This window comes from Paraburkholderia sp. CI3 (genome assembly GCF_050436505.1).
In the GTDB taxonomy this organism is placed as follows: Bacteria; Pseudomonadota; Gammaproteobacteria; order Burkholderiales; family Burkholderiaceae; genus Paraburkholderia; species Paraburkholderia tuberum.
The window spans coordinates 1,326,395-1,350,513 of record NZ_JBNDMI010000004.1; the positions used below are offsets into that span (position 1 = coordinate 1,326,395).

Here is a 24,119-nt window from a genome sequence, read left to right on the forward strand (position 1 = left end):
CTGATAAGCGGCTCTAATCGGCCCGAAAGCCTTGTCCAGCAAGGCTCACGCCGTCACACTCAGGGTTGGGCCGTTGCCTTGCGAAGCTTCGTGACCTCGGCGGCATCGACTGCGGGAGCGCGGTTGTTCCAGTTGCCGCGCACGAAGGTCAGGACGTCGGCGATCTGCTGATCATCCAGCACCGGGTGATAGCGCGGCATCGGATAGGCGGCCTGCAGACCGCCGATCATCAGTGGCCCGGTTCCGTTCAGCGTCACATTGATGAGCGAAAGAGGGTTGGGTTCGAGCACGTTCGGATTACCTGCGAGCGGCGCTAGCCAAGGGGCGGCTCCTCGCCCGTCCGCCCCATGGCAATGCAGGCAATACGTCGTGTAGATCGTGGCGCCAGGATGGCCCGCCGGCCGACGCAGCAGGCCCGCAGTATTCTTCAGATCGGTCACATCGGGCTTATAGGGCTTCCATGGCGGGCCTTCTTCCGCCCGCGTCGCTGGCAGCGATTTGATGTAGTGCGCTATCGCCCGCGAATCGACATCGTTCAGCGCCTGCGTACTGTTGTTGATCACGTCGGTCATCGATCCGAAGGCGGTGGCATGTGCGTTTGCACCGGTGCGCAGGAATACGCTCAGATCCTCTTCACTCCACCGGCCAAGGCCCGTGTTCGTATTGCCGGTGAGATTCGACGCGAACCAGTTGTCGACCGCGGCGCCGCTAAGGAATGCATGTCCGCCGTCATCGCTTGCCTTTTCCTGGAACGCGATCCCGCGCGGCGTATGGCATGCGCCGCAATGGCCGAGGCCCTGCACCAGGTAGGCGCCACGATTCCATGAGGCGTCCTTGTCCGGACGCGACTCATACGGCTTATTGTCGAGAAAGACCATGTTCCAGAATTTCAGCGGCCAGCGCATGTTCACCGGCCACGGAATGTCGGAGACAATGTTGGGTTGAGCGACGGGTGCTACGCCCCGCATGAAATACGCGTACAGCGCCTTCATATCGGCATCGCCGACTTTGGCATACGACGGGTAGGGCATCGCGGGATACAGGTTGTGGCCGTCTTTCGCAACACCTTCGCGCACCGCGCGGATGAAATCCGCTTCGCTGTACGTTCCTATTCCGTGTTTCGCGTCCGGTGTGATATTGGTCGAATAGATACGACCCATCGGCGTCGCCATCGGCAGGCCACCCGCAAACGGTTTGCCTCCCGGCGCCGAGTGGCAGGCAATGCAATCTCCCGCTTTAGCCAGATAGGCCCCTCGCGTCACGAGGCCCCCGTCGCCCTGTGAAAAGGCGGGCGTCGAAAAGAGCGCAATGCCTAACACATAGAGAAAAGTCGGCGCAGCGCGACGCATCGCCCGGATAAAAGTTGAATTCAATCTGGTTCTCCTCACGCGGACTCTGAGGTCTGCAACTGATTGCCCACCGGCAGGCGTCGCACCCGCCGCCCACTAGCCGCGAAAATCGCGTTGACAAGCGCTGGAGCGACGGCGGCCGTACCTGGCTCACCCATGCCGCCCGGCGCTTCGCTGCTGGCGACAATATGCGTGTCGATATGCGGTGCTTCGTTGATGCGCATGACGCGATAGTCGTTGAAATTGCTCTGCTCCACGCGGCCGTTCGAGAAAGTGATCTGGTTGAACAGCGCGGCGCTGAGACCGAAAATTGCACCGCCTTCCACCTGCGCCCGAACCGTGTCGGGGTTCACCACCTGTCCGCAATCGACGGCGCACACAACCCGTTCTGCCCGTACGCCGCCGTTGTCCATCGATACCTGGACGACCATGCAGAAGAAACTGCCGAACGCATTCATCACCGACACGCCGCGCCCTTTTCCCGCCGGCAAAGGGCTACCCCAGTCTGCCGCCCGTGTCGCGACATCGAGCACATGCAGCAAGCGCGGCGAACGGCCGAGCAGCGCGCGCCGGTACGTGACTGGGTCGGTCTTGGTTTCGTGCGCCAGTTCGTCGATGAAACCCTCGACGACGAACGTACTGCGCGTCGGCCCGACGCCCCGCCAGAATGCTGTTGGCACACCTCGTGGCTCCTCCCGCACGTAGTCGACGAGTTGCGCGGGAATGTCGTACGGCAGCTTGTCTGCGACCTCCACCGCGTCGGGATCCAGCCCGTTCTTGAACCAGGCCGGCGCCCAACGCGCGACAATGGAAGACCCGGTGATCCGGTGAGTCCACCCGGCCGGTTTTCCGGACGAATCCAGCGCAGCGGCAATGCGGTCGTAGTAATACGGCCTATACATGTCGTGCTGAATGTCTTCTTCACGTGTCCACAGTACTTTCACCGGAGCGTTGACCTGCTGCGCAATCCTGACCGCCTGCATCAGGACATCGACCTCCAGCCTGCGTCCGAAGCCTCCACCAAGCAGAGCGTTATGCAGGACGATCTGGCCGGGCGGAAGGCCGGTGATTTTCGCTGCGGCATCCACGACACGAGTGGGCACCTGCGTGCCGCACCATATTTCGCAGCGGCCATCGTGCAGATGCACGGTGCAGTTCATCGGCTCCATCGTCGCGTGCGCGAGGAACGGCAATTCATATACCGCTTCGATCTTGCGAGATGCCTGGCTAAATGCGGTCGCCACGTCGCCGGCCTTGCGAGCCACTGCGCCCGGCCGTTGCGACGCGCGCTGCAGATCACCGACCAGCGTCATGGTCGTCATCTGGGAATTCGGGCCTGAATTCCATTCGATCGCCAGCGCACTAGCCCCCGTTTTGGCTGCCCACGTATGCGTACCGATGGCCGCGACCGCGTTGTCGAGCCTGACGATCTGGCTTACACCCGGCACCGCCCGCGCCACCCTGTCGTCGACCCGCGCAAGAGAGCCGCCAATTACTGGGCAATTGACCACCACTGCGTACACCATGCCGGGCAGTTGGGCGTCGATACCAAACCGGGCGACGCCATTCAACTTCTCCGGAGAGTCGAGCCGCTTCACCGGTTTGCCGATGATGGTGAACGCCGACGGTGACTTCAGCACGATCGACTTCGCCAGATCGGACGTCATCGCCAGCGAAGCAGCGCACTCGACCAGTTGACCGTATGTCAAGGTGCGGTTACTCGCCACATGCCGCACCACTGCGTTGCGTGCGACGCAACCCGCAGAATCGACGCCCCATGCCTGCGCTGCCGCATGCAGCAGCAGTGTTCTGCCAACCGCCCCGGCTCGCCGCATCGGCTCCCACATGGCCCGCATCGATGTCGACCCGCCCGTGACTTGCATGCCAAGCAGCCCGTCCGCGTATAACGCGGCGTCGGGTGGTGCGTGCTGGAGCGTGACGTTATCGAGCGGCACTTCCAGTTCTTCGGCAATCAGCATCGGGATTGACGTGTAGACGCCCTGGCCCATTTCGACCTTCGGTACAACGATAAATACGTGCCCTTCCCGACCGATCCTGATAAATGCGTTCGGCGCTAAGTCACCTCCCGGCGCGGGTACCTGACCGTCTCCACCTATGACGCTGCCGGCGGAGCGAATCGCCGCGGTGATGCCGCCGCTTGCGGTTGCCTCGGACGCGCTGTTTGCTTTGAAACTCACGCCGAGCAGCAAGCCGCCGCCCGCAGCAACCCCCACGCTCACGCCAAGCTGCAGGAAATCGCGCCGGCTGAACGATCGCTTGTCCAACAGTCGTGTGGCCATATCAAGCGCCCTTTGCTGCTTGCTTGATCGCCGCGCGAATTCGCACATAAGTTCCACAACGACAGATATTTCCGGCCATGGCTGCGTCGATGTCGGCGTCGCTAGGCGCTGGGTTCGATGCAATCAGTGCAGCCGCGGACATAATCTGGCCGGATTGGCAATAGCCGCATTGCACGACGTCGATGTCGAGCCATGCCTTCTGAACCTTCTGACCGGCCGGCGTCGCGCCGATCGCCTCGATCGTCGTAATCCGCCGGCCGCCGACCGCCGCGACAGGCGTCACGCAGGAGCGGGCCGGCTCGCCATCGAGATGCACGGTGCAGGCTCCGCACTGAGCAATCCCGCAGCCGAACTTCGTGCCGGTCAGTCCGACGATGTCGCGTATGACCCAAAGAAGCGGCATTTCCGGTGGTGCATCGACGACGTGGTTCTGCGCGTTGATGGTTAGTTCAATCATGGTCGGTTTCGTCGCCTGGAGTGTTTAGAAAGGATGTTTGCCGCGACCTGCACGCGTCGGCCGGATCATCCCAGGATGAGTCCGCGTGTACGCGCAATCAGCACCGCTTGTGTGCGACTCGACGCTTTAAGCTTGTCGAATGCACTGGATACGTGTTTCTTGACGGTGGCCTCGCAGATTGCAGCGCGCGCGGCAATCTGCTTGTTCGAATGGCCAAGCGCCACGCGTTGCAAGATGTCGAGCTCGCGCAACGTGAGCCTCGGTTGCTCGACTCGCGATGCCAGCTTCGCCGCAACCTGATCGGGAGGTGCGTAACACTCGCCACGCGCGACCGTCTCCAGGCAGTCCAGAAGCGTCTCGAGCGAGGCTTCCTTCAGCAGATACGCGCGAGCGCCGGCATTGAGTCCACGGTAGATGTCCTCTTCACCGTCGAACGTCGTGAGAATCACGATCCGCGACTGCGGATCGATTCGACGAATCTGCTGGATCACCTGCACGCCGCCATAGTGCGGCATCCGCAAATCAGTCAGCACGATCCGCGGGCGATGGATACGGAATTGAGCAACCGCCTGAATACCGTCGTCGGCCTGGGCAATCACGTGAAACCGGCCCGTCGACTCGAGCAACGCGGCGATACCGGCGCGGACCACGCGGTGATCGTCTGCCAGCAAGACAGTAATGGCTGTCGACGCACTCATCAGCGGGCCTCATCCGAATAGGGCACCGTCACCGTGATGCGTGTGCCTCGTCCCAGGCTGCTAATCACGTCGAGTTGAGCTCCGATCAGATCGGCACGCTCATGCAAGCCGAGAAGACCGAATCCGGAAACGGGCTGGGACAAGTCGAACCCGCGCCCGTCGTCCCTGACCTCAACCAGCAGGCCGGCGCTGCCGTCGACGATCGTGCATTCCAGCGTGTCGGCCTGCGCGTGCCGCATCGCGTTCGTTGCGGCTTCGGATACGATCATCGCGATCTCATGAACGACGTGAGCGGACAGCAATAGCACCTCATGCCGCGTGTCGAAGTACACGGATGTGCACGTTGCGCGGGCGACGCTGAGAGCAAGACACTCCCTGACGGGCCGTATCAAATCACATGTGCCGTCGGCACCGCACCCGGGGAGTGCCATCGGGGGGTCGCGCAGCTGACGCATGAAATCGTTCAGTTGTCGCAGCGCGCTCGATGCCGCAGCGAGTGCTTCGTGAACAGGGTCGCTCTCTTGCGTACCGGCATCCTGGCACCGTCCTGTTTGCAGCGCCTTCATGGAGGCCACGCGCAATTGCACGACGACACCGGTCAGCCCTTGCGCGAACGTGTCATGAACGTCTCGCGCGATCCGCGAACGGTCTGCCTGGAGCGCGCCAGCAATGAGTGCCTGCGTCCTCAGATCCGTCAGGGGCGAGGCAGCCGCCCGTGCACGGTCGATCGCGCGCCCGTCGTTCTTCGCAAAGTCGCTGATCGACTCGCGCCCGAACGAACGCAACGTCCGATCGAGAGACGGCCAGACAGGCTCCGCGCCGTCGTCCTGCACGATGGAATGACTCATGACTGCTCCCCTGTCAGTCCGACTGCGCGGACAATGAAACGCTTTCCCAAGCGGTGATTTCGGCTTTCAGCGCGGCTATTTTTTCCCGCACCCATTGCACGGCGTTCTCTCCTAGCAGCAAATGAGCGGGCGCGGCGCCGGTCCTGAGCGCCGCGAGCAATGCGCGCGCTGCGCGGCCTGGATCAAGCAGATGAGACTCCGTCACGGGCACCGCCCGCGATGCGCCGAGTGCCCATGCATAGTCCGCGTGAAGGGTCGACGTCTGCGTTCGTGCCGGGACGCCCGACGAGAAGTCCACGGTGACCGGGTTGCCTGAAGCCGCGGGGTTTGAATCGCCGGTTGATGGCTCGTTCGACCGTCCGTACCCTGGCTGCAAGCCGCCTATCTCGACAGCAGTCACGTCGATTCCGAGCAGTTTCAATTCCTTGCGCAGACTCTCTGTGAGCCCTTCGAGCGCAAAGCGGCTTGCGTGGGAGAAGCCGAAACCCGGGAGTCCGACCAACCCGCCGATCGTCGTCACATTCACGATCTGGCCGGCGCGGCGTCGCCGCATCTGTGGCAGAATCGCCTGAATCAGAATCGTCGGCGCAATCAGGTTGACCGCCAGTTGGTGCTCCAGGGCCTCGATCGGCGATTCTTCAACCGTTCCTGCATGCAGGCAGCCTGCGTTGTTGACCAGCACGGTGATTGGCCCTGCCTCGAGTTCGATCCGTTCGACGAGCAGTGCGATTGCGCCTTGATCGGCCAGGTCGAGCAGATAACCGTGCGTTTGTCCCGGAGCCAGCGCCTCGAAGGCCAATCGCGCGGCTTCGTTACGTACGGTGCCGGCTACTCGGAATCCCTCCTCGAGCGCCGCCTGTGCGAGTGCACGGCCAAAGCAGGAATTAGCTCCGGTGATTAGAATGGTCCCGCTCTGCGACATCATGCCGAAGCTCCCTATGATTCCCACTAGGCCGATTCGGCTGACTTACCGGCGACTCGAGGACTTGCTGCGAGTATGCGCATCACCCGGGGAGCCACCAAAGTGAATCGTCGTGAATTTATGTGAGAGAGCGACAGAAAATTGCATCCAGACATGCGTAAGCCTTTCTGAAGTGCTAAAACGGTTCAACGGCATTTCGCCGCCACCAGTCAATCCGACATCGATGTATCCGTCTGATATCTGTTTTGCATTCGGCGTATTTCGCCTCTTTCCTGCACAGCAAAGATTGCTGCGCAATGGCACGCCCGTCGCTGTCGGCGGCCGCGCCATGGATATCCTTTTGGCACTAGTCGAACAGGCCGGACAGGTGGTGGACAGGGAAACGCTGACTAACCGGGCATGGCCCACCACCGTAGTGGAGGACAGCAATCTCCGGGCGCAAGTCGCCGCCTTGCGGCGTGCACTGGGCGACACTGGCAGCCGGCAACAAGGCTCCCAACCGCTGATTGCAACCGTGTCGGGGCGTGGTTACCGGTTCACGGGGGTTGTAAGTCGCGATAGCGGCACTACGGCAACCGCTCTACCGGTGGCGATGGAACTTTTACGGGCAGAAACGTCGCCGCCCTCCAGCGTCGCCCGAATCCAGGGCAACCTGCCAGTGCGCCTCACACGCATGGTCGGCCGCACGGAAGCGGTGTTCGCTATTGCAGGCAAGTTGCGCGATCGCCGCTTTGTCACCATCACCGGAGCCGGCGGCATCGGCAAGACGACGGTCGCGCTGGCCGTCGCGTCGAGCTTGGCCGGCTCTTATCCCGACGGCGTGTTCCATGTCGACTTCGCACCTCTGGCCGACCCTCGCCTGCTGCCGGGGGCGCTGGCCGCGGCACTTGGAATCGCACCAGGTAACGCAGCACCGGAAGTCGCGATCGGTCACTACGTCGAGAACCGGCGGATGCTGATCGTGTTCGATTGCTGCGAGCATGTGCTCGATGCGTCGTCGTTTCTTGCCGAATCCCTGCTCAAACAGTCGCCCGGCTTGTATCTGATAGCAACAAGCCGTGAACCGTTACGCGCCGATGGCGAGCAGGTCTACAGGCTCGCGCCGCTAACGTCGCCCCCGCCCGACGTCGAGCCGTCTGCGGAACACGCATTGGCTTATCCCGCCGTGCAACTGTTCGTCGAGCGGGTCACCGCCAACCACCACCAGTTCGAACTCACCGACCCGGAAGCGCCGCTCGTGGCGGATATTTGCAGGCGCCTGGACGGCATCGCGCTGGCGATCGAGCTAGGTGCCGGCCGCGTCGATGCGTTCGGCATTCACGGGCTTGCCACGCTGCTCGATGACCGGTTCCGCTTGCTGATGCTTGGCCGCCGCACTGCGTCGCCGCGCCATCGAACGCTCGCGGCCATGCTCGACTGGAGCTATCAGTCGCTGCCGGAACGGCAGCAAGTGCTGTTGCGTCGTCTTGCATTGTTTCCGGGCACATTCGCCTTCGATGCCGTGCGCGCGGTAGCGGGCTCGACGATTGACGAAGGAGGGCTGATCTTCCTGCTCGCCGACCTTGTGGGAAAGTCGCTGGTTTCCGCTGACACCGCCGGCCCGGTCCCACGCTACAGGTTGTTGCACATCACGCGGGCCTATGCCCTGGATCGGCTGAACGACGCCGGGGAGACACGCGAGGTCGCCAGGTTCGCAGCGCGGCATCTGCTGACCCTGTTGAAGCAGCACGCGCACACGGCGGGGAAAGAGGTGAATGGCAGTGCCGCGCATAGCAGCCCAATCGCATGGGAAATCGACAACGTTCGGGCCATGCTGGCCTTGGCCTGGTCCGACGATGCTGATACGTCGCTCGCGCTCGAACTCACCGCCGCTACCGTTCCATTGTGGTCAACGCTGTTTCTCTTCGGCGAGTGTTCGCGCTGGGTGGATCGGGCGCTCGCAACGGATCCGCACACGACACTCGCCCGCTCCAGTCTGGACTCTGCGCTTCAGCTTGAACTATGGCGCGCACGCGCGGCCGCACTGACGCACCGCGACGGAGGCGGCGAGACCATGCGCGCCGCGTGGCAGGAGGTGTTCGTCCGCGCTGAGCAGATCAACGACATGGAGCGACAGGTCCAGGCGTTGTGGGGAGTATGGGCCGCACAGCGAAATGCCGGCGACTATGGTTCAGCTTTTGAAACAGCGCGTCACGCCGCTTTGCTGGCTGCCCATACCGGCAACGCCGCGCATGTGGCGCTGAGCGACCGGATCCTGGGAACGACTCATATGTACAAAGGCGAACTCGAGGAAGCGCGGTCGCGTCTGAAGTCCTCGATCGGGTATTACTCGACTGTCGAGCCGGTGAAGCGGATAGGCGAGCTGCTGCAATTCGACCAGCTCGTCGTTGCTCGTGCGTTCGATGCACAGGTTCTCATGTTGCAAGGCGATATGGAGGAAGCGCTGGCCGCAGCCGCGAGCAATCTCGACGACGCGCTGGCAACCGACCATCTCCCTACAGTCGTCTATGCCCTGGCGTACGGCGCCTGCCCGGTTGCCCTGTACACCGGCAACGCAGAAATCGCCGAGCGGTACGTAACCATGCTCCTGCACGATACTTCCCAAGCCGGCCTCGAAGCGTGGCAAGAACTCGCACAGTTGTTCGCTGGTATGCTCGCCGTACTGCGGGATGGTCCGACTGCCGGGTTGCCGGTCCTCAAAGCAGCTCTCGAAGCCGTCGCGCCGATCGGCCAAGGGCCGGTATATTCGCTTGCGCAGATGGCATACTGCGACGCGTTGACCCGCTCCGGCGACGTGGCGAATGCTCGCATCGCGGTTGACGCCGCGCTTACGCGCGCATCGGGCTGTGACGAAGCGTGGACGATGCCAGAGCTTCTTCGTATCAAGAGCGAGGTTCTGTTTCAAGATCCAGCACTGCATCCCGAAGTCGCACGCGCTGCCGCTGAAGCCCGCCTGTCGCGCGCTCTTGCTATCGCTCGCCGCAACGGTGCAGGGCTCTGGGCCAGGCGGTGCGCCGATAGTTTGATGCGGCTCGCACACGCGCGCGAACCGTCGGCATTGCCACTGACAGACAACGAATCCTGACAAATTAGCGAAGCACGCTTCCTTCTTCGTCCGAACCAATCAGTCGAGCTGCCTTGCCTTCTGACCCGGCAACCCCCACTACTTTCGACTGATGCCGCGCGTCGCGGCGTTCTCCACGCTATATCCGTATCGCGCGGGATCCGCCTGCCGTACCGATACTTATCAGTACCAGTCGCGTTTCTAATTGGCCCGGTGTACTGCGCCTGGACACAATGCTTTCCATCGGCCGGCACCCAATGCTGTTGAACTGGAGACCGGCGATACGCAAAGCAAGCCTGTGCCGCGCAACGCGTGCACCGCGGGCTCACTCAACGAATCCGCGACAAAGGAAATACTGACATGTCATCCCACACGCTTTTCGACCCGCTGAAGTTGGGCGCACTGGAACTGCCGAACCGAATCGTGATGGCTCCGTTGACGCGGCTGGCGAAAGGTCACCGATGCGGTGCACGCACGCGGCGGGCGAATGGTCCTGCAGTTGTGGCGAGCGCCGCAGTAGAGGAAGGCCTCGTCGACGCCGTCGCCTTCGGCCGCTATTTCATAGCCAATCCCGACCTCGTCGAACGTCTGCAACAGAATGCGCCGATTAACGCCTACGACCGCCCGACTTTCTACGGCGGCGACGCGACTGGCTACACCGACTATCCGGCGACGAGTACCGTCGACGCTTGACGTTCGCCGCTACAACCCGTTGCAAAGCGGACGGGGAACGTACGCCGAATCCACCAACGCGTTTTGCGTCTGGTGGATTCATGCATTCCCTCACGGTCCGTATCTCGCCCGAGTGAACCACAGCCTGCTTTCCCGGCTTCGCTCTTCTGCGATGCCTGTCATACTCCCTTCGTCTACCGTCGTGCCTCACTCCACACCACCCGGCTTGGACACCCGGTAGAATCAGATCTGGTTACCGGATTGCGCTGTACCGCATGTAGCCCGCCCTTAAAACCCGCTGTCCATTTTGCCGAGGCCTTCATGCGAGGAGTCGAACTCCGCCAGCTGCGCTACTTTTCCATCCTCGCGAAGGAATTGCACTTTGGCCGCGCCGCCGAACTGGCCTTCGTCACGCAACCCGCGCTCAGTCAGCAGATCGCCAAGCTCGAAGAACTGGTCGGCGTGCAGCTCTTCATGCGCGATCGTCGCCAGGTCATGCTGACACCTGCTGGCGCAGCGCTACGCGACGGCATCGACAAAGCGTTTTCGCAAATCGAACTATCGCTGCGTCTAGCCCGCGAAGCCGGCGACCACCAGGAATTCGTCGTGTCGATAGGACTCGTCGAATACACTAACTTGCCGTTCGTGCCGCCATCGCTGATCCGTCTTCAATCGCTGTATCCGGACGTGAAGATCGTGCGCCACGAAATGAACGCGGCGCAACAATACGAGGCGCTCCTGAAGCATCAGATCGACGTCGGCTTCGGTGTGCCGGTGGTCCCGCTGCCGCCCGGCGGCGAACTTCGCGGGGAGCCACTTGTCAGTTCGGGCTGGGCGCTGCTGATGCGCGATGATCACCGGCTTGCGTCACTCGATCGCTTGCGGCTCGATGATCTGGCCGCGGAAAAGCTGATCATCTTCAGCCGCAACGTGAATCCGCCGCTGTACGACTCGGTGGTGGACCTTTGCCGCGGAGCTGGCTTCACACCGCATTTCGTCTACGAAACCATGCAGGCGCAGATGGGCGTGACACTTGTCGAGCAAGGCTTGGGCGTCATGCTCGGCGCGACCTATGTGTTTGCGTCGTTGCCAGCAGGGCTACGCTGCGTGCCGATCGATGGCTTCAACGAACTGACCGTGCACCAGTTCTATCGTGCCGACGAAGCGAACACGTTGATTCTCGACCTCATCGACGTGGCAAACGAGGAAGCGCGGCGAACTCAACTGCGCCTGAATGCAATGGCGGGAACGCCAGAAGGCGTGTAGCACCAGGACGTACGGGAAGCGGAGCCACGCCGCCCAGCGTGGCAAGGCAAAAGAAAAAAGGGACGTGCGCAGCGCGCGACGTCCCTCTTTCTCGCCTGATGATCGGTTATCGACCGGCGAGTTCTTCCGCAGCCTGAATCGCTTTGGCCACGCCCGCACCATAGGCCGGGTCAGCCTTCGTGCAATGTTCGATGTGGCGATGCTGGATAGGTTTCGACACGCCGGTAATGGCGCGTGCGGTGTTATCAAACAGCGTCTGTTGCTGCTCTGCCGTCATCAGACGAAACAGTGCGCCAGGCTGCGAGAAATAGTCGTCGTCCTCACGATGGTCCCAATGGTCTACCGCCCCTTGCAAAGCGAGCGGCGGTTCGCGCAACGCGCGCTGGTCAGCCCACTCACCACGCGAGTTGGGGTTGTACGAGGTTGTGCCGCCACTATTGCCGTCGACCCGCATCAGACCGTCGCGGTGATAACTGTGCACGGGACATTTCGGTGCATTCACCGGAATCTGGTTATGATTGACGCTCAGACGGTAGCGCTGCGCATCTCCATACGAAAACAGCCTGCCTTGCAGCATGCGATCGGGCGAAAAGCCGATGCCCGGCACAACGTTCGCCGGGTTGAACGCAGCCTGCTCTACATCGGCGAAATGATTTTCAGCGTTGCGGTTCAATTCGACCACGCCTACTTCAATCAGCGGATAGTCTTTCTTCGGCCAAACCTTCGTGAGATCGAACGGATTGAACTGGCACGTCGCCGCTTCCTGCTCGCGCATGATCTGAACATAAAGTGTCCAGCGTGGAAACTCATTACTTTCGATGCTTTCGTACAGATCGCGATGCGAGCTCTCCCGGTCCTTGCCGGCGAGCGCCTCGGCTTCGGCGTCGGTCAGATTCTCGATGCCCTGCTGGGTACGAAAATGGAACTTCACCCAGTGCCGCTGGTTATCCCCATTGATGAAACTGAAAGTGTGACTGCCGAATCCGTGCATATGACGGAATGACTTCGGCAAGCCTCGGTCACTCATAACAATCGTCACCTGATGAAGCGCTTCGGGCAGCCCCGTCCAGAAATCCCAGTTGCTTTCCGCGCTACGCAATCCTGTCCGTGGGTCGCGTTTGATCGCGTGATTCAGGTCAGGGAAATTGAGCGGGTCACGAAGAAAGAAAACCGGCGTATTGTTGCCGACCAGATCCCAGTTGCCCTCCTCCGTATAGAACTTCAGTGCGAACCCCCGGATGTCACGTTCCGCATCAGCAGCGCCGCGCTCACCGGCGACCGTCGAGAAGCGCGCGAACATTGGCGTCGCCTTGCCGATCTCCGAAAAGATCTTCGCGCGCGTATAGCGCGTAATGTCGTGCGTCAACGTGAAGGTACCGAATGCTCCGGATCCCTTTGCGTGCATACGTCGCTCGGGAATAACCTCGCGGTCGAAGTGCGCCAGCTTCTCGAGAAACCAGACGTCCTGCAACAGCGCGAGGCCCCGCGGACCGGTAGTCTGGATATTGTTGTTGTCGACTACCGGAGCACCGAAAGCCGTCGTGAGTTTCTTCATAGATCGTCCTGACTGAAAATGATAAGGACGCCAAGTGGCGCCCGCTAGATAAAGCGCAGCGAATTATTCGAACGCACGTGCGTGAATCATCGCGTCAACGTTGACGGGCAACCAATGCCCGCGACTGCGCGGGCGGTACACAGCATCCCCCCGGCGGATCGCGACGCCACTTACAGCGCAAACACCAGACTGTCGAGCGATACAGCGCATCCAGACCTGATCGCCGTAGTGACACGCCGTGCAACGCCAACTGAGCGTTACCGCCACGCTGGAAAGACGCTCTATCAGGGTAACGACTGGCGCAGATCGCGCAGAATCGCCGGACTGTCTTGCGGTACGTGAGCGCTGGGTCCCCTCTAAATTTTCTTGTCCCGGCCCTGCGACGCCGGAAGACAGAATCCTCAGGAGTTGCAGCGTCTGACTCCATGCATCCCGCGTCCATCCGCTAGTGACAGGTATCGCACATCCATTCGCGTGCCTGCGCGAGGCGGAAGACAAAGTTTCCGATGCATTCATCGATCACCTCAGTGTGAGTTCGGTCGGTTGGAGCGCATCAGTACCGTGTTACCGACGCAATCTCGTTGTATTCGACCCACTTCGCAGAACTCGGGCCTCTGCGCAGGAGCCACTAATCGATCGTAGTCCCACGAATGAATTAAGGCGCGTGAAATGTCGTGAAATGACGCAAACCGTGAATCTGATCGATCACCCGCCGGATCTGTGTTGCATTCGATTCGCGCCGCTTATCGAAATGCCCAGCATTTCCGATTGGCTCCGCGCGTCCCACTCGGAGATGATTCGAGCATCCGCCTGGGTCTTTTCGGTCCTACCTGCACGAGCATGTGGAACGCCGCCCAGTTCGTCCCGTCTCTTCGCCAGCGAGCCATCATGGAACCTGTATCGAACTTCTTACCAGACGCGCACCGCAACGGCATGCGTTCGTCGGGTCGCCGTGGTATCTCGTGGATGAACTATGCAGGAGCCGGCGCTCTGGTTGCGGTCGGTTATATGGATCCAGGCAATTGGGCAACCGCGCTTGCCGGGGGAGCTCGATATGGATATCGGCTGCTCAGTGTGGTCGCATTGGCGAGCCTGATGGCAATGCTTCTTCAATGGATTGCCGCACGCGTGGGCGTGGTCACGGGGCGCGACCTCGCGCAACTGTGCCGCGAGCGTTTTTCGCGGCGCACCACACTGGCGCTGTGGATTGCAAGCGAGGTTGCGATCGTCGCCTGCGATGTCGCTGAGGTCGTAGGTAGCGCGGTGGCATTGCAACTGCTGCTTCACGTCCCACTATGGGTCGGAGTCTTGCTGTCGGCGCTCGGCACACTTGGGATGCTGGTGCTCCACGGACGCTCCCGCTCGCTCGAAGCGACGATCACTCTGTTGCTATTGTTCATCGCCATATGCTTTGTTGCACAACTCGCCCTGGCCGGACCGGACTGGAGCGAAGCCGCCCACGGCCTTGTGCCTTCGAGCGGATTGGTGCGCGATGCAGGCATCGTCTGGCTTGCCGTCGGCATCGTCGGGGCGACGGTGATGCCGCACAATCTTTATCTGCACTCGGCGCTCGTAAAAAACCACGGTCTGGAAGACGCAAAAAGCACATTCGCAACTGCGCGCGGCAAAGCTACCGCGCTGCTCACGCCACTGCAGACGGCCGAGACACGACGCAAACTGACCGCGACTCTCCGCGCTGTATCCATCGACACGCTCGGGTCGCTGTCGTTTGCTTTCGCAATCAATGCGTCGCTTCTCATCGTTGCCGCTGCCGTCTTCCACGCCAGCGGACACACGGACGTCAGCGATCTCAGCGAAGCACACCGGTTACTGGCGCCACTGGTCGGCTCCCATTGGGCAAGCCTGCTGTTCGCCTCCGCTCTGCTTGCGTGTGGGCTTAACTCAACGGTAACCGGCACACTCGCGGGACAGGCCATCATGGAGGGTTTTCTGCAACTGCGTCTGGCCGCCCCGCAACGGGCGCTCGTGACGCGCGCTCTGGCAATCGGACCCGCTCTCGCAGCAGTGCTTATCTGGGGCGAACACGGCTCGGCCAACCTGCTCATCGCCAGCCAGGTGGTACTGAGTCTCACGTTGCCGCTTGCGGTCGTGCCGTTGATCCGCTTCGCAGCCGATCGTACGTTGTTGGCCGATTGGAGACTTCGCGGTATCACGTTATGGCTTGCGTGGATGGCAGCTGGCATCATCGTGCTGCTGAATATCGTACTTCTCTGGCAAAGTGTTACTGGATGATAGGCACTAGCCCCTGACGCCCGTCGGTTCACATGCCGCCCGATTCGATGTGATGTTCTGGATATGCAGATGTTGAACCCGGCACCGCCCAAACGACTCAAACCTTCCAGGTAACAGACATGAGCACTGTCCCTCCTGAAACTATCGCCGCCCTTGCCCCGCACGGCGTCCTGCGCGCCGCTATCAACCTCGGCAACGCAGTGCTGGCGCAACCGCGCAATAGCACACACGGCGATGCGGCACCGACAGGCATTACGCCCGAGATTGCCTTTCGTCTTGGCGAAGAATTGGGCGTGCCGGTCCGCCTGGTGCCGTTCAATGCTGCCGGTCTCGTCGCCGAGTCCGCTGCCAACGACGTGTGGGACGTTGCATTCCTTGGAATCGATCCGCAGCGTGCAGCACACATCGCATTCACCGCGCCGTATCTACTGATCGAAGGAACATATGCCGTGCGAAAAGAAACGCCTTTCGTGAGTGTCGCAGATGTCGATCAGCCGGGTATGCGCATCGCCGCAGCGCGCAAATCTGCCTACGATCTCTTTCTCAAACGTACGCTCAGACACGCCGAACTGGTCTACACAGATACTTCTCAGGCCGTTGTCGACTTGATGCTTAAAGAGGATCTGGATGCGGCAGCAGGTATTCGTCAGCCTTTGATCGCGGCCGTGGCACTCCACGAGGACATACAGGTGTTGGCTGACCAGTTTATGTCTATCGAGCAGGCGATGGGCATGCCGCTCACCCGCCTCGGGGCAGGCCACCGTTTCCTCTGCGATTTCGTGGAGCGGGCGAAGTTCTCTGGATTTGTCGAGACGACGCTGCAAAAGTACGGTGCGAGGGGAGCGACTGTCGCGGCGAGCGCCGAATAGTCCAGCGGCTTGGTTAGGCCCGCGAACGCATTTCGTCGATCCAGCCAGGCACCGCGCCAAACAGATCGCCCACCAGACCATAGTCGGCGACGCTGAAAATCGGCGCTTCCGGGTCCTTGTTGATCGCGACGATCACCTTCGAGTCCTTCATGCCGGCCAGATGCTGGATCGCGCCTGAGATACCGACTGCCACATACAGTTGCGGCGCGACGATCTTGCCCGTCTGGCCGACCTGATAGTCGTTCGGCACGAAGCCCGCATCGACCGCCGCACGCGATGCGCCCAGCGCCGCGTTCAGCTTGTCGGCCAGTGGCTCGAGCACCTTCATGTAGTTCTCGCCATTGCCCAGACCACGGCCACCCGACACGATGATCTTCGCGCTCGTCAGTTCCGGACGATCGAGCTTCGTCACTTCGCGGCTCACGAACTGCGCGAGGCCTGCGTCGGCTGCCGCTTCAATCTTCTCGACCGCTGCGCTGCCGCCTTCGGCCGCGACGGCATCAAAACCGGTCGAGCGCACGGTGATGACCTTGATCGGGTCAGCCGATTGCACGATCGCGATTGCGTTGCCCGCGTAGATCGGACGCTCGAACGTGTCGGCGCTATCCACTGCGGTGATGTCGCTGATCTGCGCGACGTCGAGCTTCGCGGCGATACGCGGCGCGATGTTCTTGCCGTAGGCGGTAGCCGGCGCGAGGATGTGCGTGTAGTGCTTCGCCGCATCTTGCACAAGCGTCAGGACCGTTGCTTCGACGTTTTCCGCGAGGCCTTCGGCCAGTTGCGGCGCATCGGCGAGCAGCACCGTGCTGACACCAGCGATCTTCGCTGCCGCATCGGCCGCGCCCTGCGCGTTATGCCCCGCGACCAGCACGTGAATATCACCGCCGATCTTCCGTGCCGCTGCGATCGTGTTCAGCGTCGCGGCCTTGATCGACGCATTGTCGTGTTCTGCAATTACCAGGTTCGTCATTTCTTGGGTCTCCTCACAGCACCTTCGCTTCGGTCTTCAGCTTCTCGACCAGCGTCTTCACGTCCGGCACCTTCACACCGGCGGAGCGCCTGGGCGGCTCGGCGACTTTCAGCGTCTTCAGACGCGGCGTGACATCGACGCCGAGGTCTTCGGGCTTGACCGTTTCCAGCGGCTTTTTCTTCGCCTTCATGATGTTCGGCAGCGTTACGTAGCGCGGCTCGTTCAGGCGCAGATCGGTCGTGACCACGGCCGGCAGCGTCAGCGACAGCGTTTCCGCGCCGCCGTCCACTTCACGCGACACCGTCGCCTTGCCGTCCGCCACGACAAGCTTCGACGCGAACGTCGCCTGCGGCAGATTCGCGAGCGCGGCGAGCATCTGGCCGGTCTGATTGGAGTCGTCGTCGATCGCCTGTTTGCCGAGGATCACCAGTTGCGGCTGCTCCCTGTCGACGAGCGCCTTGAGCAGCTTCGCGACGGCGAGCGGCTGCAGGTCTTCGTTCGATTCGATCAGGATCGCGCGATCCGCGCCGATGGCGAGCGCGGTGCGCAGCGTTTCCTGCGCCTGCGTCACACCGGCCGACACGGCGATCACTTCGGTCGCGACGCCCGCTTCCTTCAGACGCACCGCTTCTTCAACCGCGATTTCGTCGAACGGGTTCATCGACATTTTCACGTTCGCGATATCGACGCCCGTCCCGTCCGATTTCACGCGGACCTTCACGTTGCAATCGACCACTCTTTTGACTGGCACCAAAATTTTCATCGTTCCGTCCTTACCCTTCCATCTCGTCTTCACAGGTAATACTTATGCGCTAGTTCCCGGTGATTCTCACGGAGTTCAGCGCCCGCGCCCTGCGCGATCATATGACCGTCGCGCAGCACATAAAAGCGATCGCTGACACGCGCGGCCATCGCGATGTTCTGTTCGACCAGCAGCATCGTCGTACCGCGCGCCTTCAATTCGAGCATGATCTTGCTGATCTCACCGACAAACAGCGGCGACAGTCCCGCGAGCGGTTCATCGAGCAGCAGGATGCGCGGCCGCGATAGCAGCGCCCGGCCGATGGCGACCATCTGCTGCTCGCCACCCGACATCGTTTTCGCTTTCTGACCAACCCGCTCTCGCAGACGGGGAAAGAAATCGAACACCTGCTCCATCTCGGCGTCGTCGATCCGCGAGCGCGTGACGGCACCCATCCGTAGATTTTCGAGAACCGTCATCTCGGGAAACAGTTCGCGCTGCCCCGAAGCCTGCACCACGCCAGCCGCAAACACCTTATGTGAAGAGCTGCCGCGCAACTCCGTTCCTCCGACCTTGACCGAGCCGCTCCACGGCCGCACGAAGCCACACACAGCGTTGAGCAGGGTGGTCTTGCCGCTGCCGTTCGCCCCCAGCACGGTGACCACTTCGCCTGGCTCGAGTCGAAGATCGATGCCATGCAGTACCGGAAGTTTCGCGTAGCCGGCCGTCAGTCCCGAGATATGCAGCGATGTCGTATCAACCAAGATAGGCCTCCAGTACGGATTCGTTCGAACGGATCTGCTCGGGCGTGCCGGTCGCAAGCAACTGACCATAGTTCAGCACCGCGACCTTGTCCGAAGCCTGCATAACCAGGTTCATGTTGTGTTCGATCATCAGCACGGTGACGCCACGCGACGTGACCTGCCGCAACACCTCAGCGAGCCGGTCGCAGTCGGCCACCGAAAGTCCCACCGCGGGCTCGTCGAGCATGATCAGTTCGGCTCGTGCAGCGAGTGCCCGTGTAATGTCGACCTGTCGTTGCAAGCCGAACGGGAGTTCCGAGACGAGGCGGTCTGCGTGGGATGCAAGCTGCATGTCGTCCAGGAGTAGCATTGCCCGATCCACCGCTTCGCGTTCGGCCCGGCGTGCAGACGGGAAGCCGAGCAGCGTGCCAAGGAACCCGGTGCCCAGCGTGCCCTGCATGCCGCACAGCACGTTCTCGAGTACGGTCATATCGCCGAACAGGCCGCCACCCTGGAATGTGCGGCGCACACCGGCTTTGGCAATTGCATGCGTCTTTCTGCCCGCGAGTTCAATACCGTTAAACTTGACGCTCCCCTCACTTGGCGTGACAAACCCCGTGATCGCGTTAAACAGCGTTGTCTTGCCAGCACCGTTCGGTCCGATCATCGAGCAAACGGTCGCGGCCTCGATATCGAGCGACACATCAGATACTGCGACTAGCCCGGCGAAGCGCACCGTGACGTTATTCACTGAAAGTGCAGTCGTCATCAGCGGTCTCCCGATGAAACGAACAGACGTTCCTTGCAGAACGGAAGCCGTGCCGAAAGCACACCGCCGAGACCTCGCGGTGACACGCGCAGCACCACGATCAGCAGCAGGCTGAAGATGATTTCCTCGTAGCCCGCGAAGTTGCGCAGGAATTCCGGCGCGCCAGTAAGCAGCACGGCACCGAGCACCGAACCCCACAGGCTCCCGAGGCCACCAATCATCACCATCGAATATTCGATCAACATCTCGCCGAGGCCGAAATTTTCCGGTGCAATGCGCGACGTCAACATGGCGAACAGGCCGCCCGCGACACCCACCACACACCCGCTCAGAGCGAACGCCAGAATCGTTGCTTGCGCTGGCGCCACGCCGACGGACATAGCGGCGAGGCGGTTGTTGCGAATCGCGACCAGCGCGCGCCCGAAGCGCGATCCAAGGATGTTCCGTACCAGCCACAGCATCACTGCCACCGTAACAATGAACGCGAAGTACAGCCGCGTCTGCGAGTCGACTGCCATGCCGAACAGTTCCGGCGTCGGGACGAGAAGGCCGGTTGAACCCTGGGTCACCGTATCCGCGTGGATATAAGCCCAGCGCAGCATTTCGCCAAACGCTAACGTCACGATCGCAAGGTAGTAGCCGGACAGACGTAACGCGGGCAGCGAAACGAGCAGCCCGGCAAGCGTGCCGGCCAATGCGCTGCCCAACACGACAAGCACGAACGAATGCGTCAGATGCGTGGCGACGAGTCCCGCGGTATAGGCGCCCACGCCGTAGAAGGCGGTGTTGCAGAACGCTAGCTGGCCCAGATAACCAAGCACCAGATTGAAGCCGACGGTCACCAGCACATACACAAGGATCAGATTGACTACGTACTGGATATAGTCGTTCGTTACGACCGGCACTGCGGCGAGCAAGGCAACCAGCAGGATCAGCGGCACCGCGAGCAATCTGCGGCTATACCGCGTGCCACGCACCGCGTGACGGGAGGCGAGATCAGACACGGGCAAACTCCCTTCTGCCCAGCAAGCCAGACGGCTTGACGGTCAGCACGAAGATAATCACGAGATATGCGCAGATATCGATCATCCCGGTCGACACATAGCCGCCCGATAGCTGTTCGAGTATGCCGAGCAGGAAACCGCCGAGCACCGCACCGCCGACCGTGCCGAAGCCGCCCAGCGCCATCGCCGCGAACGCCTTGATCAGGACCCCCGCGCCCATGTCCGGGTACAGCAGCGTGATCGGCGCGATCAGGATGCCGCTCGCCGCCGCCATCATGCCGGTGACACCCCAGATCATCCGATTGAAGCCAACCACGTCGACTCCGACCATTGCCGCCCCACGACCGTTTTGCGAGACCGCCTGCGCGAGCCGGCCAGGTTTCGAGCGATAAAAGAACAGCAGGAACGCACCGACGATCACGAGCGCGGCGAGCGTGATCACGATGTCCTGGGTGGTCCACACAATGTCCCCCAAAGTCACGGGCGGATACGAAAACACTGCCGGCATCGATATCACGTCGCGGCCCCAGAATATCCGCGCAATGCCGCGCAGCATGAACGACACGGCAACCGTCATCATCACCACCGAAGTGTGCGGCGCGCGCGCCATCGGCTCGATAAACAGGATATTGATGCCGACCGACATCACGCCGAGCGCGACGAGTGAACAGAGCGCTGCTAGCGCGTAATTTCCGTTGAACAGTTGCATGAACACGTACAGCGAAAACGCGCCAGCCATCAGCATGTCGCCCTGCGCAAAATTGACGACAGTCGTGCATCGAAACAGCAGAGTCATACCTAATGCGACAAGCGCGTACACACCGCCCTGCGATATGCCGCTGAGAAAGAGCTGGATCAGCATCATGAGCCCCTGGTTACTTCTGAAGCGTCTGGACGACCGTCGCCTTGCCGTTCACGTAGGTCAGCATGCTGCCAGTCTTCAGTCCCGCGTGATCGGTAGCCGTGAAGGTCAGCGGCGCAGCCATCACGCCGGTGTCGAAACTGTGAAGATTGTTCATCGCCGCGATGAATCGCCCGCGCGTCAGGTCGCGACCAGAATCTTTAAGCGCCTGCACGACGGCCGCCGCGCCACCCATACCCAGAAACGTGAAAGTCTCGGGCTGCCCCCCGCTGCCGTAGCGATTGACGAGCTTCAGCCATGGCTGCATCCGCGCATCGTCGAGCGGTGCGACAAGCGGATAGAACACGTAAAGGTTGTCGGCCGCATGCGGATTGCCCGCACGCTGACGCGTGTCGTCAAGCGAGACGCCCTGGCTTCCGAGTACCGGAACCTGGAGGCCGTACTTGTAGGCATCACGCATGAAGATCGCGAGTTCGGCTGGATAAAGCATCGCCAATACCACCTGCGCGCCGGACGTTTTGACCTTCAGCACTTGCGGCGTCGCATCGCTGGTGCCGCGCTCCATCGACAGGTCCGCTACCGGTTGCAGATTGAACTTCTGCATCAACTCCGCAACAGCAGGATCGCGGTTCGATTTGCCCCAGTCGTCCGAATGGCTGATGATCGCAACTTTGGTCGTGCCCGCCCGCGACATCGCGAAATCGGCCATGCGACGTCCAACGGCATCGGTAGTTGCGACGGGTTGGAAGATGTTCGCGGCAAACGGCATGGAGATCATCACACTGGCCGCCCCGAGATCCATGAACGGCACGCCGCTTTTGATCAGTTCGGGCCTCGCCGCGAGTACAACCCCACTGCAGACGCCACCATGAATCATGAACACCTGATCCTGCGAAACCAGTTTGCGAACTGCCGCAATGCCTTTCGACGGATCGCAGGACTCATCTTCCCTTACGATCTCGATCTTGCGACCGTTGACACCGCCCGCGTCGTTTGCCTGCTTGTAGACGGCCTCGGCGCCATACACCGACTTGCCGTACAGCGACGCCGCACCGGTCATCTCGCCGAATAGGCCGATTTTAATCGTGTCGTTGGTCACGCCTGTTTCTGCGTACGCCGGTATCGAAACGATCGATACGGTGGACACGAAAGCGACGGCAACACCAATCCACCGCACGAATGTGCGTGCTTTCATGATCGTCTCCTAGATTTTTGTATGAAGTTGGGTGCTGTGACGGGCTGCCTTCGTCAGCGTTTGCGGCTGCGTTGCGCCAAAGCGGCAGCGCGCTCGCCGGCGGTCTTGCCGAACACCGCGCCGCGCATCACCGACGTCGCACCGGTATAGACCTGGTAGTACAGACCCGCAGCCTCGCCTGCGGCATACAGACCCTCGATCGGACGTCCATCGCAATCGACGACCTCCGCGTGACGATTGGTCTTGACACCGCCGTAGGTGAAACAGATGCCAGAAATGATCGGGTATGCGGCGAACGGCCCTTTTTCGATCCGGCGCGACCAGTTGGATTTTTTGGGGAACAGACCATGTGTCGCGAGTCCATCGACCTCCAGCGCCTTGAACTCGCCCTCCCCACACGCGTCGTTGTATGCGGCAACCGTCGCTGAAAGTCGCTCCGGCGCGAGCCCGAGCTTGCCGGCCAATGCGTCGACCGTATCGGCCGTGATCGCCGGTTGATCGGTCCTGATGCTTCGCTTCCAGTTCGGCACGTCGTCAATGGAGGCGTCGTAAATGACATACGCGATCCCGCCCGGCTGATCAGCAATCGCCCGTGAGATATGGTCGTAGTGAATATCCACTGGACCAGGCGCTTCATCTACGAAACGGTTGCAGTCTCGGTTTACGAGAATGCCATAAGGGAAATTCATCACCAGCGCTTCGGGCTGCGCAGAGCGCGGGTCGAGGGGCTCCGCATGATACGCACTGAAGTCGCCTGCCGGCGCTGCGCCCGCGTCGAGCGCCATGCGGATACCCTCGCCGCGATTCTGATATCCGCCCCGCGCCACAGGACGCAGGTAGCGGGCCGCACCGCCGATATACTGAGCCAGCATTTCCGGGTTTCCCTCGAAGCCACCGGAGCCAAGGACGAGCGCTGCGCTGTTAAAAGCGATGCGTCCCTTCGCGCTGGAACAGGCGAGCAGAAACCGGTCGTCAAGAGTACGAGACAGCGACTTTGCGGTGGTCTCGTAGAAAATCTGGACGTCGAGCTTCAACGCGTGGTCCCGCAATGCCTCGATCAACGCGAGACCGCCGCCAACAGGCATCAGCCGCGGCGCAGCGGCCGTGATGAAATAAGTCGGCAGCGTGTCAAAACGCACTCCGAAGGTCTTGAGCCATTTGACCGTCTCAGCTGCGCGTCCTGCCAACTCGGAGATCAGTTCCGGATCAGGCATCCCGTGCGCCTTCACGAACGGCGGCCAGAACTGATAGGGTTGCGCAACCTGCTCGATGATGTACGGGTCCAGATGGTCGCCCGCGTTTTCGGCAAGCCGTTCCTCAAAGTCGGCGCTGACCTCGTCTTCCGATGACATCCGGAAATACGCCTCCGTCCAGCGGGTGTTGCCACCAAACTCCTCCTCCGGCGCGCGCTCGAGTACCGCGACGCGTGCCCCCGCGCTGGCCGCTGCGACGGCGGCAGACAGTCCTGCAATACCGGCGCCGACCACGGTCACGTCGAACAACTGTTGGTGCGAATCGGACATGATGTCCCCTATCCTCTTATCGGTTTAACTCCTCGTCCCGCCGCCAACGGGCAGCGGG

General features: G+C 61.5%; 20 protein-coding genes and 1 pseudogene. 5 read left to right on the top strand and 16 right to left on the bottom strand.

Features of this window, described 5'->3' with window-relative positions; all coding sequences use genetic code 11:
* Positions 1 to 59: 59 nt before the first annotated feature.
* The 6 genes from OKW29_RS27495 to OKW29_RS27520 all read right to left on the bottom strand — a co-directional run bounded on the left by OKW29_RS27495 (position 60) and on the right by OKW29_RS27520 (position 6,577).
* Positions 60 to 1,349, bottom strand: coding sequence for a c-type cytochrome (locus tag OKW29_RS27495; RefSeq protein WP_429294950.1), 1,290 nt, complete (start codon positions 1,347 to 1,349; stop codon positions 60 to 62).
* Positions 1,350 to 1,384: 35 nt separating this feature from the next.
* Positions 1,385 to 3,649 carry a molybdopterin cofactor-binding domain-containing protein gene (locus tag OKW29_RS27500; protein WP_429293320.1) on the bottom strand — a complete coding sequence of 755 codons (2,265 nt, stop codon included), beginning with the start codon at positions 3,647 to 3,649 and terminating at the stop codon, positions 1,385 to 1,387.
* A gap of 1 nt (position 3,650) precedes the next feature.
* The gene (locus OKW29_RS27505) at positions 3,651 to 4,106 is read right to left on the bottom strand and encodes a (2Fe-2S)-binding protein (protein ID WP_429293321.1); all 456 of its coding nucleotides are present in this window, start codon (positions 4,104 to 4,106) and stop codon (positions 3,651 to 3,653) included.
* 65 nt (positions 4,107 to 4,171) lie between these two features.
* Positions 4,172 to 4,804, bottom strand: a complete 633-nt coding sequence (locus OKW29_RS27510; protein WP_429293322.1) for a response regulator — start codon at positions 4,802 to 4,804, stop codon at positions 4,172 to 4,174.
* Positions 4,804 to 5,637 (bottom strand): sensor histidine kinase, encoded by an 834-nt coding sequence (locus tag OKW29_RS27515; RefSeq protein WP_429293323.1) that lies wholly within the window; start codon positions 5,635 to 5,637, stop codon positions 4,804 to 4,806. The genes OKW29_RS27510 and OKW29_RS27515 overlap by 1 nt, the downstream gene beginning before the upstream one ends.
* A gap of 28 nt (positions 5,638 to 5,665) precedes the next feature.
* On the bottom strand, positions 5,666 to 6,577 hold the full coding sequence (locus tag OKW29_RS27520; protein WP_429293324.1) for an SDR family NAD(P)-dependent oxidoreductase: 912 nt from the start codon (positions 6,575 to 6,577) through the stop codon (positions 5,666 to 5,668).
* A 109-nt stretch (positions 6,578 to 6,686) separates the two neighbouring features.
* Here OKW29_RS27520 and OKW29_RS27525 point away from each other — a divergent pair, with 109 nt between their 5' ends.
* From OKW29_RS27525 to OKW29_RS27535, 3 genes and pseudogenes are all read left to right on the top strand, one after another.
* Complete coding sequence (locus tag OKW29_RS27525) at positions 6,687 to 9,659, top strand: ATP-binding protein (protein WP_429293325.1); 2,973 nt, start codon at positions 6,687 to 6,689, stop codon at positions 9,657 to 9,659.
* 504 nt (positions 9,660 to 10,163) lie between these two features.
* A pseudogene (locus OKW29_RS27530) lies at positions 10,164 to 10,331 on the top strand (alkene reductase); the annotation flags it as partial.
* A gap of 72 nt (positions 10,332 to 10,403) precedes the next feature.
* Positions 10,404 to 11,576: a LysR substrate-binding domain-containing protein gene (locus OKW29_RS27535; protein ID WP_429294951.1), complete on the top strand. Its 1,173-nt coding sequence runs from the start codon at positions 10,404 to 10,406 to the stop codon at positions 11,574 to 11,576.
* Positions 11,577 to 11,682: 106 nt separating this feature from the next.
* Here the strand turns inward: OKW29_RS27535 and OKW29_RS27540 are convergent, their stop codons facing one another.
* Complete coding sequence (locus tag OKW29_RS27540) at positions 11,683 to 13,131, bottom strand: catalase (RefSeq protein WP_429293326.1); 1,449 nt, start codon at positions 13,129 to 13,131, stop codon at positions 11,683 to 11,685.
* A 63-nt stretch (positions 13,132 to 13,194) separates the two neighbouring features.
* Complete coding sequence (locus tag OKW29_RS27545; protein WP_429293327.1) at positions 13,195 to 13,647, bottom strand: DUF3331 domain-containing protein; 453 nt, start codon at positions 13,645 to 13,647, stop codon at positions 13,195 to 13,197.
* Between the two features lie 417 nt (positions 13,648 to 14,064).
* Here OKW29_RS27545 and OKW29_RS27550 point away from each other — a divergent pair, with 417 nt between their 5' ends.
* The gene (locus OKW29_RS27550) at positions 14,065 to 15,384 is read left to right on the top strand and encodes an Nramp family divalent metal transporter (protein ID WP_429294952.1); all 1,320 of its coding nucleotides are present in this window, start codon (positions 14,065 to 14,067) and stop codon (positions 15,382 to 15,384) included.
* 119 nt (positions 15,385 to 15,503) lie between these two features.
* A complete protein-coding gene (locus OKW29_RS27555; protein ID WP_429293328.1) occupies positions 15,504 to 16,253 on the top strand; it encodes a transporter substrate-binding domain-containing protein in 750 nt (249 codons plus the stop codon).
* A gap of 13 nt (positions 16,254 to 16,266) precedes the next feature.
* Here OKW29_RS27555 and OKW29_RS27560 read toward each other — a convergent pair whose 3' ends face one another.
* Genes OKW29_RS27560 through tcuA form a run of 8 tightly spaced genes read right to left on the bottom strand, consistent with a single transcriptional unit; the run spans position 16,267 to position 24,040 of the window.
* Positions 16,267 to 17,223 carry an electron transfer flavoprotein subunit alpha/FixB family protein gene (locus OKW29_RS27560; RefSeq protein WP_429293329.1) on the bottom strand — a complete coding sequence of 319 codons (957 nt, stop codon included), beginning with the start codon at positions 17,221 to 17,223 and terminating at the stop codon, positions 16,267 to 16,269.
* Positions 17,224 to 17,236: 13 nt separating this feature from the next.
* Positions 17,237 to 17,986: an electron transfer flavoprotein subunit beta/FixA family protein gene (locus tag OKW29_RS27565; protein WP_429293330.1), complete on the bottom strand. Its 750-nt coding sequence runs from the start codon at positions 17,984 to 17,986 to the stop codon at positions 17,237 to 17,239.
* A 29-nt stretch (positions 17,987 to 18,015) separates the two neighbouring features.
* Positions 18,016 to 18,729, bottom strand: a complete 714-nt coding sequence (locus OKW29_RS27570; protein WP_221307730.1) for an ABC transporter ATP-binding protein — start codon at positions 18,727 to 18,729, stop codon at positions 18,016 to 18,018.
* Positions 18,722 to 19,477 (bottom strand): ABC transporter ATP-binding protein, encoded by a 756-nt coding sequence (locus OKW29_RS27575; protein ID WP_184068063.1) that lies wholly within the window; start codon positions 19,475 to 19,477, stop codon positions 18,722 to 18,724. Before OKW29_RS27575 ends, OKW29_RS27570 begins: the two co-directional genes overlap by 8 nt.
* Complete coding sequence (locus OKW29_RS27580; protein WP_184067847.1) at positions 19,477 to 20,481, bottom strand: branched-chain amino acid ABC transporter permease; 1,005 nt, start codon at positions 20,479 to 20,481, stop codon at positions 19,477 to 19,479. The genes OKW29_RS27575 and OKW29_RS27580 overlap by 1 nt, the downstream gene beginning before the upstream one ends.
* Positions 20,474 to 21,346: a branched-chain amino acid ABC transporter permease gene (locus OKW29_RS27585; RefSeq protein ID WP_184067844.1), complete on the bottom strand. Its 873-nt coding sequence runs from the start codon at positions 21,344 to 21,346 to the stop codon at positions 20,474 to 20,476. Before OKW29_RS27585 ends, OKW29_RS27580 begins: the two co-directional genes overlap by 8 nt.
* 10 nt (positions 21,347 to 21,356) lie before the next feature.
* Complete coding sequence (locus OKW29_RS27590) at positions 21,357 to 22,538, bottom strand: ABC transporter substrate-binding protein (RefSeq protein WP_184067841.1); 1,182 nt, start codon at positions 22,536 to 22,538, stop codon at positions 21,357 to 21,359.
* Positions 22,539 to 22,591: 53 nt separating this feature from the next.
* Positions 22,592 to 24,040 carry an FAD-dependent tricarballylate dehydrogenase TcuA gene (gene tcuA / locus OKW29_RS27595; RefSeq protein WP_429293331.1) on the bottom strand — a complete coding sequence of 483 codons (1,449 nt, stop codon included), beginning with the start codon at positions 24,038 to 24,040 and terminating at the stop codon, positions 22,592 to 22,594.
* Positions 24,041 to 24,119 lie beyond the last annotated feature (79 nt).